At 55.4% G+C, this 17,290-nt stretch carries 17 protein-coding genes and 1 tRNA gene; 7 read left to right on the top strand and 11 right to left on the bottom strand.

Annotation, left to right across the window (positions count from 1 at the left end):
- Positions 1 to 59: 59 nt before the first annotated feature.
- On the top strand, positions 60 to 1,445 hold the full coding sequence (lpdA, locus tag ACXAH3_RS11275) for a dihydrolipoyl dehydrogenase (RefSeq protein ID WP_474862179.1): 1,386 nt from the start codon (positions 60 to 62) through the stop codon (positions 1,443 to 1,445).
- A gap of 142 nt (positions 1,446 to 1,587) precedes the next feature.
- A complete protein-coding gene (gene nhaA / locus ACXAH3_RS11270) occupies positions 1,588 to 2,766 on the top strand; it encodes a Na+/H+ antiporter NhaA (RefSeq protein ID WP_474862178.1) in 1,179 nt (392 codons plus the stop codon).
- Here the strand turns inward: nhaA and ACXAH3_RS11265 are convergent.
- Both ACXAH3_RS11265 and ACXAH3_RS11260 read right to left on the bottom strand, forming a co-directional pair.
- On the bottom strand, positions 2,747 to 3,397 hold the full coding sequence (locus tag ACXAH3_RS11265) for a GntR family transcriptional regulator (protein ID WP_474862177.1): 651 nt from the start codon (positions 3,395 to 3,397) through the stop codon (positions 2,747 to 2,749). The two genes, nhaA and ACXAH3_RS11265, sit on opposite strands and share 20 nt — an antisense overlap.
- A gap of 31 nt (positions 3,398 to 3,428) precedes the next feature.
- Positions 3,429 to 4,160 carry a M48 family metallopeptidase gene (locus ACXAH3_RS11260; protein ID WP_474862176.1) on the bottom strand — a complete coding sequence of 244 codons (732 nt, stop codon included), beginning with the start codon at positions 4,158 to 4,160 and terminating at the stop codon, positions 3,429 to 3,431.
- Between the two features lie 126 nt (positions 4,161 to 4,286).
- Between ACXAH3_RS11260 and ACXAH3_RS11255 the strand changes: the two genes are divergently transcribed.
- Together ACXAH3_RS11255 and ACXAH3_RS11250 are read left to right on the top strand one after the other, a co-directional pair.
- Positions 4,287 to 4,607 carry a TIGR02300 family protein gene (locus ACXAH3_RS11255; protein WP_474862175.1) on the top strand — a complete coding sequence of 107 codons (321 nt, stop codon included), beginning with the start codon at positions 4,287 to 4,289 and terminating at the stop codon, positions 4,605 to 4,607.
- Between the two features lie 98 nt (positions 4,608 to 4,705).
- Positions 4,706 to 4,781: transfer RNA gene (locus ACXAH3_RS11250), tRNA-Ala, on the top strand.
- 352 nt (positions 4,782 to 5,133) lie between these two features.
- On the opposite strand, the gene ACXAH3_RS11245 is transcribed toward ACXAH3_RS11250, so the two are convergent.
- The 4 genes from ACXAH3_RS11245 to ACXAH3_RS11230 are packed head-to-tail and all read right to left on the bottom strand — an operon-like array spanning position 5,134 to position 8,187.
- Entirely contained in the window at positions 5,134 to 6,693 is a 1,560-nt protein-coding gene (locus ACXAH3_RS11245) for a cryptochrome/photolyase family protein (protein WP_474862174.1), read from the bottom strand.
- On the bottom strand, positions 6,687 to 7,349 hold the full coding sequence (locus ACXAH3_RS11240) for an SDR family NAD(P)-dependent oxidoreductase (protein WP_474862173.1): 663 nt from the start codon (positions 7,347 to 7,349) through the stop codon (positions 6,687 to 6,689). Before ACXAH3_RS11240 ends, ACXAH3_RS11245 begins: the two co-directional genes overlap by 7 nt.
- Before the next feature lie 14 nt (positions 7,350 to 7,363).
- The gene (locus ACXAH3_RS11235) at positions 7,364 to 7,816 is read right to left on the bottom strand and encodes a TspO/MBR family protein (RefSeq protein ID WP_474862172.1); all 453 of its coding nucleotides are present in this window, start codon (positions 7,814 to 7,816) and stop codon (positions 7,364 to 7,366) included.
- On the bottom strand, positions 7,813 to 8,187 hold the full coding sequence (locus tag ACXAH3_RS11230; RefSeq protein ID WP_474862171.1) for a thiol-disulfide oxidoreductase DCC family protein: 375 nt from the start codon (positions 8,185 to 8,187) through the stop codon (positions 7,813 to 7,815). Before ACXAH3_RS11230 ends, ACXAH3_RS11235 begins: the two co-directional genes overlap by 4 nt.
- 328 nt (positions 8,188 to 8,515) lie before the next feature.
- On the opposite strand from ACXAH3_RS11230, the gene ACXAH3_RS11225 reads away from it, so the two are divergent.
- Entirely contained in the window at positions 8,516 to 9,073 is a 558-nt protein-coding gene (locus ACXAH3_RS11225; RefSeq protein WP_474862170.1) for a CIA30 family protein, read from the top strand.
- 174 nt (positions 9,074 to 9,247) lie between these two features.
- Here ACXAH3_RS11225 and ACXAH3_RS11220 read toward each other — a convergent pair whose 3' ends face one another.
- From ACXAH3_RS11220 to ACXAH3_RS11200, 5 genes are all read right to left on the bottom strand, one after another.
- A complete protein-coding gene (locus tag ACXAH3_RS11220; protein ID WP_474862169.1) occupies positions 9,248 to 9,979 on the bottom strand; it encodes a proteasome-type protease in 732 nt (243 codons plus the stop codon).
- 9 nt (positions 9,980 to 9,988) lie between these two features.
- Positions 9,989 to 10,786: a transglutaminase family protein gene (locus tag ACXAH3_RS11215; RefSeq protein ID WP_474862168.1), complete on the bottom strand. Its 798-nt coding sequence runs from the start codon at positions 10,784 to 10,786 to the stop codon at positions 9,989 to 9,991.
- A 3-nt stretch (positions 10,787 to 10,789) separates the two neighbouring features.
- Entirely contained in the window at positions 10,790 to 11,731 is a 942-nt protein-coding gene (locus ACXAH3_RS11210; RefSeq protein WP_474862167.1) for an alpha-E domain-containing protein, read from the bottom strand.
- The gene (locus ACXAH3_RS11205; RefSeq protein WP_474862166.1) at positions 11,731 to 13,155 is read right to left on the bottom strand and encodes a circularly permuted type 2 ATP-grasp protein; all 1,425 of its coding nucleotides are present in this window, start codon (positions 13,153 to 13,155) and stop codon (positions 11,731 to 11,733) included. Before ACXAH3_RS11205 ends, ACXAH3_RS11210 begins: the two co-directional genes overlap by 1 nt.
- Positions 13,156 to 13,801: 646 nt before the next feature.
- Positions 13,802 to 14,032 carry a TRAP transporter large permease subunit gene (locus tag ACXAH3_RS11200; RefSeq protein WP_474862165.1) on the bottom strand — a complete coding sequence of 77 codons (231 nt, stop codon included), beginning with the start codon at positions 14,030 to 14,032 and terminating at the stop codon, positions 13,802 to 13,804.
- Positions 14,033 to 14,380: 348 nt separating this feature from the next.
- Here ACXAH3_RS11200 and ACXAH3_RS11195 point away from each other — a divergent pair, with 348 nt between their 5' ends.
- On the top strand, positions 14,381 to 16,117 hold the full coding sequence (locus ACXAH3_RS11195) for an ABC transporter substrate-binding protein (RefSeq protein ID WP_474862164.1): 1,737 nt from the start codon (positions 14,381 to 14,383) through the stop codon (positions 16,115 to 16,117).
- A gap of 106 nt (positions 16,118 to 16,223) precedes the next feature.
- Positions 16,224 to 17,285: an ABC transporter ATP-binding protein gene (locus ACXAH3_RS11190; protein WP_474862163.1), complete on the top strand. Its 1,062-nt coding sequence runs from the start codon at positions 16,224 to 16,226 to the stop codon at positions 17,283 to 17,285.
- The last annotated feature ends 5 nt before the right edge of the window (positions 17,286 to 17,290 follow it).

Raw genomic sequence — 17,290 nt, 5'->3', positions numbered from 1 at the left:
AGTCGCAGATTTGGCGTAAGGGGCAGAGCCCCTGATCCCGTTAAGACAAAGGAAAGACCATGGCAGACTATGACGTAATCGTAATCGGCGGCGGCCCGGGTGGCTATGTATGCGCGATCCGCTGTGCACAACTGGGCCTGAAGACCGCATGTGTTGAAGGGCGCGAAACCTTGGGTGGCACCTGCCTGAATGTGGGTTGCATCCCGTCGAAAGCGCTTTTGCACGCGTCGCACAGCCTGCACGAGGCCGAGCATAACTTCGCTAAGATGGGCCTGAAGGGCAAAAGCCCCTCGGTCGATTGGAAAGAGATGCTGGCCTATAAGGACGACGTCATTGGTCAGAACACCAAGGGCATTGAGTTCCTGTTCAAGAAGAACAAGGTGGATTGGCTGAAGGGCTGGGGCTCGATCCCCGCTGCTGGTCAGGTCAAGGTCGGTGACGAGGTGCATAACGCAAAGCACATCGTGATCGCCTCGGGGTCCGAGCCGTCGAGCCTGCCGGGTGTCGAAGTGGACGAGAAGGTTGTTGTGACCTCGACCGGCGCGCTTGAGCTGCCGAAAATTCCCAAGAAGATGGTTGTTATCGGTGCGGGTGTGATCGGTCTGGAAATGGGCTCGGTCTATGCGCGTTTGGGGTCGGAAGTGACTGTGGTTGAGTTCCTCGACGACATCACCCCCGGTATGGACAAGGACATCCAGAAGACTTTCCAGCGTACGCTGAAAAAGCAGGGTCTGAACTTCATCATGGGTGCCGCCGTTCAAAACGTGGACGCCAAGAAAACCAAGGCGACCGTGAACTACAAGCTGCGCAAGGATGACAGCGAGCACGCGATTGACGCCGATGTGGTGTTGGTTGCCACTGGTCGCCGTCCGTTCGTGGATGGTCTGGGTCTAGAAGATGCTGGCGTGAAGATGACCGAGCGCGGCCAGATCGCCACCGACCACTGGAAGACCTCGGTTCCGGGTATCTGGGCCATTGGCGACGTGACCGAAGGTCCGATGCTGGCGCACAAAGCCGAAGACGAGGGCATGGCGGCCGCGGAAAGCATCGCTGGTCAGGCGGGCCACGTGAACTATGACGTGATCCCCGGCGTGATCTACACCACGCCCGAGGTCGCATCTGTCGGCAAGACCGAGCAAGAGCTGAAAGAAGCTGGCGTTGACTATAAGGTTGGCAAGTTCAGCTTCATGGGCAATGGCCGCGCGAAGGCCGTGTTCCAAGGCGACGGGTTCGTAAAGATCCTTGCTGATAAAGCCACAGACCGCGTGCTGGGCGTTCATATCATGGGCCCAGCGGCTGGCGACATGATCCACGAGGCCTGCGTGCTGATGGAATATGGCGGATCGGCTGAAGATCTGGCCCGCACCTGCCATGCCCACCCGACCTTCTCGGAAGCGGTGCGTGAGGCAGCATTGGCTTGCGGTGACGGCGCGATCCACGCGTAAAGAAACGCGACAAAGACGACTTAACAAAGCGCCCTTTGCGGGGCGCTTTTTTGTTTTCCGACGGGTATAATCGAAGAAGTGATCCTTAAGTGCGATGCGCGCGTACCTATATTAGGGAAAACAATCATTACGGGGAAAGCAGATGAAAAAAGTCTTAGGTCTTGATCCAACCCTCGCGGCTGGCATTGCGCTTGCATTGGCTGCGTTGGCCGGGCTTGTGTTCGAAAACACACCAAGTCTTCAACCAATCTATGCCTCGATGCTGACAACACGGGCAACATGGGCAATCGGAGAGCTGGCGGTTTCGAAACCGTTGATCCTATGGATCAATGACGGGCTAATGGCGGTGTTTTTCCTGCTTGTTGCGTTGGAAATCAAACGAGAGATCAAACAAGGAACTCTTGCGAGCTGGCAACAGGCATCACTTCCCGTTTACGGCGCTATTGGCGGTATCACATTGCCAGCTTTGATCTTCGTGGGCATTGTGGGGATCGATAGCTTCGAGGCCAAGGGTTGGGCCATTCCCGCCGCAACCGACATTGCCTTTGCGCTTGGAGTTCTCAGCCTTTTTGGTGATCGTGTTCCATCGCATTTGAAGACCTTCCTGCTTACTTTGGCTGTGGTCGATGACCTTGCAGCAATCGTGATCATCGCGCTGTTCTATACATCGAACTTGTCCCTTTTCGCTCTGTTTATCGCCGCACTTTGCCTAAGTGCGTTGGTCGTCATGAACCTGCGCGGCGTCTTCAACTTGACGGCTTACCTTTTGGTGGGGTTCATTTTGTGGTTGGCAGTTTTGAAATCTGGCGTGCATGCGACTTTGGCTGGTGTCGCGCTGGGTTTTGCCATCCCTCTGGCTCCGAATGCAAAAGGCAACTCACTGGCGCAAAGTCTTGAACACGACCTGCATCCAATTGTGAACTTTGCGATTCTGCCACTTTTTGCATTTGGCAATGCGGGTGTGCCGCTGGCGGGACTGTCATTGGAAACGCTCATGGCGCCACTAACAATGGCAGTCGCCTTGGGACTGTTCCTTGGCAATCAGATCGGCATCACGGGAATGGTTTACCTGGCTGAGCGCACCGGTCTTTCTAAACGCGCCGATGGGGTTAGTTGGCCGATGGTGTATGGCCTTGCCTGTCTTGCAGGGATCGGCTTCACAATGTCGCTGTTTATCGGCGGGCTCGCATTTGACACGATGGAAAAGCAAAACATGGTCCGGTTGGGCGTGCTAACCGGCTCGCTTATGTCGGCGCTGTATGGCTCCTTGGTGCTGTACATTGCCACATCTTCGGCAGCAGTTACCCAACGAGCATCTTAAGGCCCTGTGTGACATCCGTGCGGACGGCCAGTCTCAGCGCCGGTTCGTCCCCCGCCGCGAGGGCTGATAGGATCATGCGGTGGTGACGTTGCAGGTCTGTGCGCTGGCCACTTGCATAAAGCGCGCGCATGGTGGGGCCAAGTTGCAGCCAGACCGTCTCGACCATCGCCAAGATCGCGGGCGCTTGTGCGCGCAGATAGATCGTGCGGTGAAATTCCAGATTGGTGCGTAGGTAACCGCTGGCATCCTGATTGGCGACGCATTCCGACACGCGGGCGTTGATCGCGCGCAGGCGGTCGATCAGGGTCATATGGGCACGGGGCAGGGCGCGGGCTGCCAGTTCCGGCTCTAGAAGCGCACGCAAGGCTGTCAGTTCTTCGATGCGCTCCGCCGTCAGGTCCGGCGCGGTAACCCGACCCGAGCTGGACAACGTCAGCGCACCTTCGGCGGCCAGCCTGCGCACGGCCTCGCGCGCGGGGGTCATGGACACGTCGTATTCCGCGCCGATGCCACGTATGGTCAGGCTTTCGCCCGGATCCAATTCGCCATGCATGATGCGGGTGCGCAGATGGCGATAGACACGCTCATGTGCGCTGGTGCTGTCGGAAGTCGGGCGGATCTGGTTTTGCATGTATCAATTGTGATCACAAAAGCCGAAAGGGTCAATCGCGAAAGCGATAGCGGTGCAAATCCGTCCCGTGATCCTTCAACCATTTCCGTGGGGCTTGATAGCCCGGAAAGATCGCTTCGACCTGTGCCCAGAAGGCCCTGGAATGGTCCATATGCACCAGATGCGAGACCTCGTGCGCGGCGACATAGTCAAGCACCGCGGGTGGGGCCATGATAAGCCGCCACGAGTAGCTGAGGTTCCCACGCGAGCTGCACGATCCCCAGCGCGAGCGCGTGTCGCGTAGGGTGATGCGTCCATAAGGTCGTCCGACCTTGGCCGCATAATGGTCGCTGGCAGCCCCCAGCGCGGCACGGGCCGCTTCTTTCAGAAACGCCTCGGCGCGGATGGCATCACGGTCGGGGGATTGCGGCGGCAGAAGCATCTGTTCTCCCGCGATTTGAACCACCCGCGCTTGCCCGCGTATCAGCGTCACGGGCTGTCCGCGAAAGGGCAGGGTGGTCCCGACGCCCGGTACCTCGCTGGGGGCAGTTTGCGCCAGATGACCCCTGATCCAGTCCAGTCGTTCGGTCGCGAACTTTATGGCTTCGTCGGTGTTGGCACCATGCGGGGCGGTCAGCGTCACGCGCCCATCCAGCCGCGACACCCGCAAAGACAGCCTTCGCGCGCGTTTTGACGCGCGAAGCTCGATCTCGACCGGATCGGGCGACCCTAAGGTCAGGGTCGTGTTCTCGGTCAGCCGATTGCGTGAATTTCGAAAAAACATACCCCTCAATGCGGCCTGAATCCGTCCAACGTCAACCCTTCGCTGCAAAAGGCTTTGACACCCCCCCCGCATTGTGGCAGTTGCCTGAAATCTCAGACGAGTCAGTATGAACGGAAAGGGTTTCAAATGCCCAAAGCTGAATGGGGCGTCAAACGTGTATGCCCGACGACCGGAAAACGCTTTTACGACCTGAACGCCGATCCGGTGGTCAGCCCCTATACGGGTGAAGTCGTGAACTTCGAGACCGGCAAAGGGTCGCGCACGATGGTTGCCGACAAAGAAGACAAAGCTGTCATGAAGGACGATCTGGTCGAAGACGCAGATGCGGTTCTGGAAGATGACGATGCATCGGATGTTGATCTGGGCGATGATGTCCTGGACGACGATGATGATGAAGAAGTGTCGCTGGACGAGATTGCGGACATGCCCGCAAACGACGACGACTAAGCGTCGATTATTTTTAGCAAAGGCGCATTTTTTGGGTTGAACCCCTTCGCGCCTTTGCATAAATACCGCGCACAGACAGCAACGCGGCTGTCATGGATGGGGCCTTAGCTCAGTTGGTAGAGCGCTTGCATGGCATGCAAGAGGTCAGCGGTTCGACCCCGCTAGGCTCCACCAAATCTCCTTCCCAGAATTGACAATGGTTTGAACCGGTTACACGGTATCCATCTACCGTTCGCGCATTGTGTCACTAGTTTGCATGCAATCCTGTGTCACCTCCGTGTCACTCGGATTGGGTGGCAAATGTGAAGAACAGATCGGAGCGGGCAATGTAATGCTGGGACTGAAACAAGTTGGGAGATTTCAAACTGAGTTAATTGATCTTCAGTTCAATCGGGTATTGTGAAATCGTTGTTCGGTTCTACATCGCTTAAAACCGGGGTCAACAAATGATGAAATGTGGTCGCCTATATCGTGAAACGCTTGGGTTGATGAAACCCTATGTCCAGCACAGGCTTCTGTTTTTTGGTTAAAGAGCTTCTTTTATTGTGTTTGCATGGGCCAAATATGCGGATCGTTTGTCATCGTCCATCCTGTCCCAATTCCGAAAGACATGCCCCAGACGCGGGTTGGACCGCAACTTGGCTTGGTTTCGGATCAGGAAATCCCAATAGAGTGCATTGAACGGGCAGGCGGACTCGCCGATTTTTTGCTTCACATCATATCGACACTGACCACAGTAATCGGACATCTTATCTATGTAATTCCCGCTCGCCGCATACGGCTTGGATCCAAGCAGGCCACCATCAGCAAATTGGCTCATCCCGATCACGTTTGGGGCTTCGACCCATTCGTAAGCGTCCAAATAAACGGCTAGGTACCATTCATGAACTTGTCTTGGATTCACGCCGGCCAGCATGGCAAAGTTTCCGGTCACCATTAACCGGTGGATGTGATGTGCATAGGCGTAGTCACGGGTCTGGCCGATTGCTGCCACCAAACAGGCCATATCGGTTTCGCCGGTCCAAAAGAATGCGGGCAAATCACGCTCTGCTGAGAAGAAGTTCTCGTCTGTATAACCCGGCATCTTCAGCCAATAGATACCGCGGACAAATTCACGCCAACCTATGATTTGCCGGATGAACCCTTCGGCGGCATTGAGTGGTGCGTCGCCATCAAGATATGCCTGTTCGGCGCGGCGGCATACGTCCAGCGGGTCTAGCAGGCCGACATTGATATAAAGCGATAGAACCGCGTGATAAAGAAAGGGTTCACCGTCCAGCATCGCATCCTGATAGTCCCCGAATTGCGGCAGAGAGTGCTCTATGAAATGGCTGAGAGCATCATGCGCGCCGTCCCGTGTGACGGCGTACCAGAACGGGTGAAGCGTGCCGAAATTGTCTGCGAACTCGGCCTCGACCAAATCAAGGACCTCGTTTGTAATAGTGTCCGGACTGATCTGAAACGGCTGGGGCATGAATAGGTCGCGTTTGGCCGGTTTGCGGTTCTCGGCGTCGTAGTTCCACCTGCCGCCCTCCGGCTGATCTTCCTGCATCAGCAAGCCGGTCTTCCGCCGCATTTCGCGATAGAAAAACTCCATTCGAAGCTGTTTGCGCCCCTTAGCCCAGAGTTGAAATTCTGCATGGCTGGCTACGAACCGAGTGTCTTCCAAGTATTGAACGTCCACGCCCAGTTCATCCGGCCAGGCCTGCATGTCGACCTTCAACCGATACTCACCCGGCTCGGTTACGATTACACCCCCGGCGCGGTGCTGGGTGACGGCACGCTGAACCTCGCCACGCAGCGATCCGGTGTTTTCAGGATCGGTCAGGCGCGTATAACTGACTTGCCACCCGGCTGCCCTTAGTTCCTGGGCAAAGTGGCGCATAGCCGAGAATATGAACGCAATTTTCTTTTTGTGATGCCGGACATAGGTGGCTTCTTCGAGAACCTCTGCCATCAGAACGATGTCTTTATCCGGGTTCGCGTTCCTTAATGCGTGCATGTCGGGTGAAAGCTGATCCCCCAGAATCAGAACGATACGTGGACGGTCGCTGGAGGTACTCGCTTCAGAGGGCGCGCTCACCATGGAACCCTTTCCCCGGCCCAGTCGAAAAACTGTCCGCTGTCGTCAGGCGTAAGGTTGTCGATGACATTCAGCAGGTTGCCTGCCGCTTCTTGTGGGGGAACCGTTTTGTGCTGAGGGTAATTCCGTGTGAACTCCGTCGCAACAGTGCCGGGGTGTAAGGCGGCGCAAATCAGGTGCTTATGCGTGCGCTTCAATTCAATGGAAGCCGTTCTGATCACTTGGTTGAGGGCCGCCTTTGAGGCGCGATAGGAATACCAACCGCCGAGGCCATTGTCCCCGATCGAGCCAACACGCGCCGAGAGTGCCGCAAATACGGTTCTCTTATCTTTTGGCAATAAGCGCTTGGCATGTTTCAGAACCAAAGCAGGACCAATCGTATTCACCGCGTACAGATTTGCCATCTCATCCGCGGACAAGGCCAATAGCGACTTTTCCGGTCCTTTTTCCCCCGACAAGATGCCGGTTGCCACGATGATCCGGTCGAACTGGAGCTCTAGACGACCAAGGGCCGTAGAAACAGCTTCTTCGTTGGTGATGTCCAGATCGTCCCGCGAGCGAGAAAGGCATGTCACGTACGTTCCCCTCGCCTTCAGCTCATCTGCCAAGGCCTGACCGATGCCTCCTGAGGCACCAATGATGAGTGCATGTCCTTCCACAGCTGATCTCTTGACTAGTTGAGAAAAACGATCGCGGCATTCAGGGCTGATGCAAAGCCCACCCAAGCGATGTATGGAGCGAAAAGAAAAGCGGACGGTCGATCTGGATGCCACGCGGCCCGAATGAAGACTGCTATTGTCAGTAGCAGGCAAAGTATGATGATGAGCGCCAGCGCGGGCTTCTGAGCGGCAAAAAACACCGGCGACCAAGAGAAGTTCAAGGCTATCTGAATGATCCAAAGGCGCTGCAAAGCAGAGAGATGTTCATGCCGCCATACGCGCCAGCCAACGTAGGCGATTGCCAGATATAACACCGTCCACACTGGGCCAAATACCCAGTTTGGCGGATTGAAGAAGGGTTTTTGCAGGTTCTGATACCATTCGCCCGGCGCGGTGAGCGTGCCAATAACGATCCCACCTCCGACGACGAAAACAAGGAAAAATAGTAGCGAGCCGATTTGTTTCATGATGTCCTGCCAGTTAGTTTTTGTAGTTTTCTAAAGCCCCATACGATTACGGGGCGAGCTTTAAGGAACAGGCAGTATAGCACTTCCAGAACGCGTACAGCTCCCGGAAAGCTTGCCAACCTTGCAAGCCAGCGCCAGCTTGGAATAAGCCGCCAAACCTCAATAAACGCGCGTGCGCCTGACACCTGCCGACCGTCTGACAAACGAACATGAAAACGTGTCATTGCGTCGGCCCGATTTATCCTGTCATCCCCTGAAAATTGATCTGATGAAACGTCGATGAGATCCAACGCCTGATCTCGATCGACCCGTTTATAGTATCCGATTTCCGACGCGCATAGTGGACAGGATGCGTCGTAGAAAACGGTCAACTTCGATGGTGTTACCTTGCACGTAGATTTCAAATCAGAAGACCTCCGATGGCCTCCGGGGACGCGCGCAATGCAAGTCGTTTCTCGCCAAATGCAGCCAAAGCGAATGCGAACAACAGTGCTATTCTGATCATTTCGGTGCCTCCTATTTCCTTAATACGGCTCAAAGGTGCCTTTGGACCAATTGAGGTTCGAACAACTAGAATTTGCGGAAGGCCTTTCCCAAAGTGGTTTAGAAGCAGTCGAGCGCTGTCGTGGAAAGATCCTTGAAACATTGGCCGCCCAAACACAGTTCTATTGTAGCGCAATTTGTACAGGATGAAGGCAAATGAAGACACTTGCAGCGGCTTTGGGCCTTTGCCTTTCATTCTGTTATTTCGCCACAACTGCCTTCGGAGAACAAGAAATGCTGGAAACTTTCGACAATGACCCCGAAAGCCGTTGGGAGTACTTGGCCGACACTGTTATGGGTGGCGTCTCAACAGGCCAAGTCCGCTTCGAGAAGGAAAACGGCGCTGGGTATGCGCGTCTGACAGGAAATGTCAGTACTGAAAATTGTGGTGGTTTTATTCAGTTCCGAACAGAACTCGACGCGAAGCTTTCAAACGATACAACGGGTGTAAGGCTTGTCACGCGCGGGAACGGTCAAGCATATTTCATACACCTTCGCACTGGCGGAACAGTGCTGCCGTGGCAATTTTACCAAGCAAGCTTCGAAGTCACGTCTCAGTGGACGGAAGTGCGCATACCATTCTCTGCCTTCAAGGCATCCGGCCGGATGCTCAGATCGGAACCGCGCGCAGGTTCGGTCAAGTCACTAGGAGTCGTGGCCTACGGTCGGGACCACCAAGCCCAAGTCGACGTTCACGAAATAGGCTTTTTCTGACGTCAGACACCTCGATAATCGTTCCGGAATCCTTAGGAAATATTAGAGGGCGGGCGCTGAATTCATGTGAAGTGGCGGGAGCTTCATAAACGCCAAGCAAGAGGTCAGCGTTCTGAAGATCGTTTTGCCAGTCCTGAAAAGTGAGAAGGGAGATCCTCCCCTGCCAATGGTCCCTTACAGATCGAAATCATCCAGATCGTCCAAAGCGGACTTTAGCGATTCACTCCAAGCGTTCCGGATCTTCTGGAAAAACGGATCGTCTTCTTCAATACGGCCCTTGCGACCTTCTTTCAGGCTGTTAGCCTCGTAGAGATGATAGTCAAACGGTGCGCCGACAGTCAGATTGGCCTGAAGAGTGCTGTCAAAGCTGACCAACAACAGTTTCATTGCCTCTTGGAACTTCATCTTTGGATCATAGGCCCGGACCAGAATAGGGCGTCCATATTTCATTTCGCCGATCTGAAAAAACGCCGTGTCCTCGCCGGCTTCGATGAAGTTGCCTTCCGGGTAAATCAGGAACAAGCGCGGCGGCCCTCCAACGATTTGGCCACCCAGAATGATTGTTGCGTTAAAGGTGCTGTCGGCACGTTGGCCCTCGTCTCCCTGCCGCGCGATGATTTCGCGCAACGAGTCGGCCACAAGACGCGCGGCTTGGAACATCGACGGGACTTCCAGCAATGTCTGTGCGCGTTCATCGGGGGCCTTGGTCCGTTCGTCCAAAAGGCTGACCACGGATTGGGTCGTTGCCAGATTGCCCGCCGTCATGATGGTGATCACCCGATCTCCGGGCGTTTCCCACGTCGTCATTTTGGTGAAGGTGGAAATATTGTCGAGCCCGGCATTCGTCCGGGTGTCCGACATGAAAGCAATGCCCTGATCCAGCATCATGCCGACACAATAAGTCATGAAAGCCTCTTACTGCTGAGCCACTTCGATTTGAACATCCAGCGCTTCGCCCGCGCCGCCAATTCGTGTTCCAGTTACAGGTGCTGCCCCGTCATAGTCCAGCCCGGTTGCAACCCGAACGTAACGTTTATCGGGTGAAATACCGTTTGCGGGGTCGAAACCGACCCAGCCAAGACCATCGACATGAACCTCGGCCCATGCATGCATGGCATCCTGATCGACGCGGTTGTCCAACATCAGATAGCCCGAGACATACCGCGCCGGAAAGCCGATGTGGCGAGCTGAGGATAAGAACACATGCGAGTGATCCTGACACACCCCAGCCCCATGAGCGAGCGCCTCTTCCGCGTTCCACTCGGGATCAGACGACCCGACCTCGTAGCGTATCGCGCCATGTACTGCGCCCATAAGCTCGTGAAGCCGATCCAGCTCGGCCTCGCTTGTTAAATTGCGCGCAAGCGCCTTGACCGCGCTGCCCGGCTGGGTGCGGGCGGTCTGTCGCGTATAGAGCCACAGGGGCGCGGGGCCCGGATGCTTTCCGACGACGCCGTGGTTTTCCTTCAGTTCTACTTCGCCCTCGCTGCTGACCACCAGCTCGGTTGCGTCCCGGTCAAAGCTGATCAGTTCCACCACGTTGTGATGATGATCTTCGAACTGCACCTCTTTCTTTCCCCCGGTAATCCTTGTGGCCCAGTTCAGCACCAATTGTTGATGCCCCGTTTTTGGCGTCTTGCGCAGTTGCTGCAGGCCATACGAGACCGGCGTGCTAAAAATATATCGGGTGGAATGGCGGATTTTTAGGCGCATGGCTTACTCGTAGAAGCGATAGTCATGTTCGATCTGCTGGCCCAGTTCGGACAACAAGGTCAGCATTTTCTGGATGAATTCGTGCAGGCCATATTCGAACACTGCGTTGATATCATGGGACAGATACGTCCGCTCTAGATGGGCCACCTTGGAACAGGACGTTGTGCGATGTCCGTACTCAGCAGCGAGATGACCCAGATTGTCACGCAGCTTGCGAGTGCAGAAAGAGAGGCTGCGTGGCATACGTTTGTCAAGGATAAGGAACTGCGCGATATCCACTGGGTCCGACGCCGATCCATATTCCATACGAAATCCACCACGCCCGGATACGGCCGAAAGGATCGTTTCCCATTGCACGTTGTCCATGGCCGATCCCACCGCTGAAAGCGACGGTAGAAGCACATAGTATTTCACGTCAAGGATGCGGGCTGTGTTGTCAGCGCGTTCAAGAAACGTGCCGATCCGCGCAAAATTATAGATGTCATTTCGCATCATCGTGCCGTGCGTTGCGCCGCGCACCAGTGCCGTGCCCTGCCGGATTGCCCCAAGCGTCGCGGGCAGGTCGCGCTCGTTCACCTTGCGTTGGGTAAGATCTTGGGCGCGCATATAGGCACCGTTCAGTGCCTCCCATACCTCTTCGGTCAATGCTGTGCGTACCATGCGCGCGTTCTGCCGGGCGGCCGAGATATCAGACATCACAGAGGAAGGATTGGCCTTGTCGCGCAGCATCCAGTCGATTGCAGTATCCTTGCTTAGAGTGTCATGGGCCGCGTCAAACCCTGCCTCGACCCCGGCGGTTTGCATGATCGACCGCCATTCTGCATCCGAGCTGCCCAGCCGCGTTAGCGCGATCCGCTGTCCGGTCTCGATCAGCCGCGCGGCATTTTCGGCGCGTTCAAGATAGCGATACATCCAGTAAAGCCCGTTTGCCGTCTTGCCGAGCATCACGCCTCCAATACCCAAGTGTCCTTGGTGCCGCCACCTTGGGACGAGTTCACCACAAGTGACCCTTTCTTCAGCGCCACACGCGTCAGTCCGCCGGGAGTAATCTGCACGCCGTCGGGGCTGACCAGAACGAATGGTCTCAGGTCCACATGGCGTGGTGCAAGGCCCGAACGTGCAAAGATCGGCACCGTGGATAAGCTGAGGGTTGGCTGAGCGATATAGTTATCTGGGCGCGATGTGAGTTTCTTGCGAAACGCGGCGATTTCGCGTTTCGAGGCGGTGGGACCGATCAGCATCCCGTAGCCACCCGATCCGTGTACCTCTTTGATCACCAGCTCTTCCAGATTGTCGAGCACATAGGCAAGGCTGTCCGGTTCGGTGCAGCGCCAGGTCGGGACGTTTTCTAACAGTGGCCGCTCGCCGGTATAGAACTCGACGATTTCGGGCATATAGCTGTAGATGGCTTTGTCATCGGCGATACCCGTGCCGGGCGCATTGGCGATGGTAATGCGTCCCGCGCGATATACATCCATGATCCCCGGCACGCCAAGCTGGCTTTCAGGATTGAAGTTTAGCGGGTCGAGATATTCGTCATCGACCCGTCGATACAGCACATCAATCGGTTGGTAGCCTTGGGTCGTGCGCATTGCGACATGCCCGTCCACGACGCGTAGATCGTGCCCCTCAACCAGTTCCACGCCCATTTCGTCTGCAAGGAAGGCATGTTCGAAATAGGCGGAGTTGTAGATCCCCGGCGTCAACACGGCAACGGTCGGTCTGCGATCCAATCCCGTCGGGACGCTGGCCTTTAACGAGCGCAGAAGCTGTGCGGGATATTGTTGCACGGGCTGCACCCTGTTCTGAGAGAACAGCTCGGGAAACATCTGCAGCATCGTCTCGCGGTTTTCCAACATGTAGCTCACACCAGATGGCGTGCGGGCGTTGTCCTCGAGCACATAGAACTGATCTGGCCCGGTACGCACCAAATCAATGCCGACAATGTGTGTGTAGATATCGCCCGGAGGTCTAAGGCCGATCATGCTGGGCTCGAACGCGCTGTTCTTGGCAATCATCTCAAGCGGGATTCGCCCGGCTTTTACGATTTCCTGTCCGTGGTAAATGTCGTGGAGGAAGGCGTTGATGGCACGGACCCGCTGTTCAATGCCGCGACTGAGCCTTGCCCATTCGCTTCCCGAGATGATGCGGGGAATAATGTCGAAGGGGATCAATCGCTCTTCCGCTTCCGCCCGTCCATACACATTAAATGTAATGCCGGTCAGACGAAACAACTCTTCCGCTTCGCGCTGCTTGGCGCGCAAACGTTTGGGGTCTTCGTCATTGAACCACTGGTCGAACTGTTGATAGGGGCCACGCACGTTTTTGTCGCGGCCCAACATTTCATCGAAAACAGAATCGTCGCTCATAGGACCAGTGTTGGGAAAGTATCGGTGAGGTCCATCGAACTGCTTCGACTGAGGCGACAAAGTCGGGAATGCGCGCCAAATCGTTCATTAATTATGCAGTGCGCCCAAAATATATGCATCTAAGGTGCCGCGTTTACGAAACTCCACCGATGGCGCGAATGTGGCTCCAGACCTCATCGACGCCAACGCGTTGTTTCAAATTGGCAAACAGAATCGGCAGGTTACCCACTGATGTTTGCCGATCTGGTCATGTTGGCATTCCTGGGAATTGTTTTGTTCTATGCGGTCGTTTTCCTTGAACGCATTTTGCGGGCTGGGCGGATCGATAGATGAATGTCATGCACACAACTTTGACACGCGCGCGTAGTGGAAGTGATGGGCTAAAACTACATTGTATGTACGAATGGTCTCGAACGTTTGGAACTGAGAGTAACTCGATATTCAGTCGTTTAGGTAGGTTAGGACCTGTCACTGTCCGGTCACCGGCACTAAACTCAACCACTTTCAACTTAACTCAGCGAAATTGAACCTTTTGTTCTGATTGCTGCGCCTCACGGGAATTCTAAATTTTGTTCATTCTCCTTCATTTTGGTTCAATCAACTCAACGGGACTAACAAATTCATCTCGCCCATGGCATGCAAGAGGTCAGCGGTTCGACCCCGCTAGGTTCCACCAAATCTCCTTCCCAGAATTGACAATGGTTTGAACCGGTTGCGGGATGCTTGCGTCGCCTGAGGTCGCGAAGACGTTCGGGGCTATTGGTGGTGTGAAAATTCCGATCATCATGTTGACCACTGTGATGATACTCTGATGGATCTGGCTTTTGCCCAGCATGATTGCAAGCGGGAGCACCCTTGGTGCGATTGTGACGATCAAGCTCGGTGGCTCCCTGAGGTGATCTGCCCAAAGCGTAGATTGCGCCGTCAATAGGCCAGCATCACGTACACGGTTTCAATAGCATTGTTTTTGAAAACTGCATGGAAAGCTTCGTTGGGGTATAAAGGTTAGGGGCGGTTAGCCCAGGTTTGCGGTGGTTCCGAGCTTTCCCCAATAGTCAATCAAGTTATTGTAATATAATGATAATAGTATGATTCCTGGTCGCTTGTTTGCCATTCTCTGATGCGGGTTCCCTTAGTTACTAATTTATTAGTTGACTGTTAACGCTGTCTTTGCCAACGTTAAGCATCCGGCGGGAGGCCGGCTTATAATAACTGGGAGGACAAGATGCGGACGTATCTTATGTCCGCAGTTGCGGCGACCGCCGTGATTGCGGGGACGCACTCGCTTTATGCCGACGAAGCGGCTGCAACGCGCTGGATTGACAGCGAATTTCAGCCTTCGTCGCTAAGCAAAGACGAACAAATGGCCGAGATGAAATGGTTCATCGACGCCGCTCAACCCTATGCCGGGATGGAGATCAACGTGCTGTCGGAAGGCATTCCGACCCACGGTTACGAAGCCGAGGTTCTGACCAAGGCATTCGAAGAAATCACCGGCATCAAGGTAAACCACCAGATCCTAGGTGAAGGCGAGGTTGTGCAAGCTGTACAAACACAGATGCAGACCAAGCGAAACCTCTATGATGGCTATGTGAATGACTCGGACCTGATTGGGACACATTCGCGCCTGCAGCTGGCCTATAACTTGACCGACCAGATGGCTGGCGAATGGGCCGCGACAACGTCGCCTACGCTGGATCTGGATGACTTCATGGGCACCCAGTTCACCACCGGACCGGATGGCGATCTGTACCAGTTGCCTGATCAGCAGTTCGCAAACCTTTACTGGTTCCGCAAAGACTGGTTCGACAATGAAGACCTGAAGACGCAGTTCAAAGCGAAATATGGTTATGACCTTGGCGTTCCGGTGAACTGGTCGGCCTACGAAGACATTGCCGAGTTCTTCTCGAAAGACGTGAAGAACATCGACGGTGTCGATATCTATGGCCATATGGATTACGGCAAACGCGCGCCTGACCTTGGCTGGCGTATGACCGATGCATGGCTTTCAATGGCCGGCGCGGGGTCGAAAGGTGAACCCAACGGTGTGCCGATCGACGAATGGGGCATCCGGATGGAAGCCGGTTCGTGTAACCCAGCGGGCGCAAGCGTGTCCCGTGGCGGCGCTGCAAACGGCCCAGCGGCTGTTTATGCGATTCGCAAATGGGATGAATGGCTGCGCAACTATGCCCCTCCGGGCGCTGCAAGCTATGACTTCTATCAGTCGCTGCCTGCTTTGGCGCAAGGCAATGTAGCTCAGCAGATCTTCTGGTACACAGCCTTTACCGCCGACATGGTGAAGCCACAGTCCGAAGGTAACAACACGGTAGACGGTGATGGCAACCCGCTGTGGCGCATGGCGCCCAGCCCGCATGGCCCCTATTGGGAAGAAGGCCAGAAGGTTGGGTATCAGGATGTTGGATCCTGGACCTTCCTGAAGTCGACCCCGTCGGATCGTGCACAAGCGGCTTGGCTTTACGCTCAGTTCGTGACCTCGAAAACCGTGGACGTGAAGAAGTCGCATGTGGGTCTGACCTTCATCCGCGACAGCTCGGTCAACCACGAGTCGTTCACCGAACGCGCGCCCAAACTGGGTGGTCTGGTCGAGTTCTACCGCTCGCCTGACCGTGTGGCGTGGTCGCCGACTGGCGTCAACGTTCCGGACTATCCGAAGCTGGCCCAAATCTGGTGGCAGCAGATCGGTGACGTGAACTCGGGTGCATTTACCCCACAGGAAGCGATGGATCGTCTGGCCGAAGAAATGGACATCACTATGGCCCGTATGCAGCGTGCAGACGAAGCCCAGAATGTCTATGGCGGCTGTGGTCCGCGTCTGAATGAAGAGAAAGACGCAGAGTGGTGGTATGCCAATGGCGGCGCTAAGCCCCCGTTGGAAAACGAGAAACCGCAAGGCCAGACCGTCAACTATGACGAACTGGTCGCCCGTTGGAGCGCGAACTAAGCATTCCCGCATCACAGGCATAGCGTCTTGTGAAAATACAGGGCTAAGGCTTCGCGGCCTTAGCCCACCTGTCACCCGAAGGCGCAAATCTGATCAAGGACGAACCATGGCACTTGTGCTGAAAGACATCACCAAAGTGGTGCAGGGGAATATACATATCAAACCCACCAGCCTGACGTTGAAAAAAGGGCACTTCAATGTGCTTCTAGGCGAAACCGGAGCGGGCAAAACATCGTTGATCAAAATGATGGCCGGGTTGGACCCGATTGCATCTGGGCAGATTTTTATGGACGGTGCGGATGTTACGAAACTGACGACGCAGAAGCGCAAGATCAGCTTGGTGCACCAGTTCTTCGTCAACTATCCCCATATGACAGTTTACGACAATATCGCCTCGCCACTGAAAGTGGCTGGGATGGCGAAATCGGAAATTCAAGGCCGCGTAGAAGAGGCCGCAGACATTCTGAAGTTGCGCCCGATGCTGCACCGACGCCCGCACGAGCTTTCTGGTGGCCAGCAACAACGCTGCGCGCTCGCTCGCGCGATTGCGAAGGACAGCCAAGCAGTGTTTCTGGACGAGCCGTTGGCGAACCTCGACTACAAACTGCGCGAGGAATTGCGCGAGCTGTTGCCCGAGCTGTTTGCCGGGCGCGGGGCCGTAGTGGTCTATGCGACCTCGGAACCGGAAGAGGCCTTGCTGTTGGGTGGTCAGACCGCGCTGATGTCGGATGGATCGGTTGCGCAATTCGGCCCAACGGCCCAGATCTACCGCGCACCTGATACCTTGGCGGCCGCGCGCATCTTCTCGGATCCACCAATCAACTACGCGCCGGTGGTGAAACAAGGTGACAGCTTCCGAATGGGCGATATCGATTGGGCGGCCAGTCCGGAAACATCTGGGCTGTCGGATGGTGAATATACCGTCGCTGTGCGTCCAAATCACATCGTGCCGCAGCCAAGTGCCTTGGCGACCGTCCCGCTTGAAGGCCGTATCGCGGTGACCGAGCTTAGCGGCTCGGAAAGCTCTGCTCATTTCGAGTTTGACGATCACGGTTGGGTGTCACTTGCACATGGTGCTCACCCGTATGAGGTCGGCGAAAATCACACATTCTTCATGGATGCCAGCGCGTGCCTTTACTTTGCACCCGATGGCAGCCGCGCCGTCTAAGGGGG

Source organism: Aliiroseovarius sp. ABM4_368 (assembly GCF_056161205.1).
Note: the sequence above shows the minus strand (reverse complement) of the source record. Positions and strands in the feature narration are given on the sequence as shown.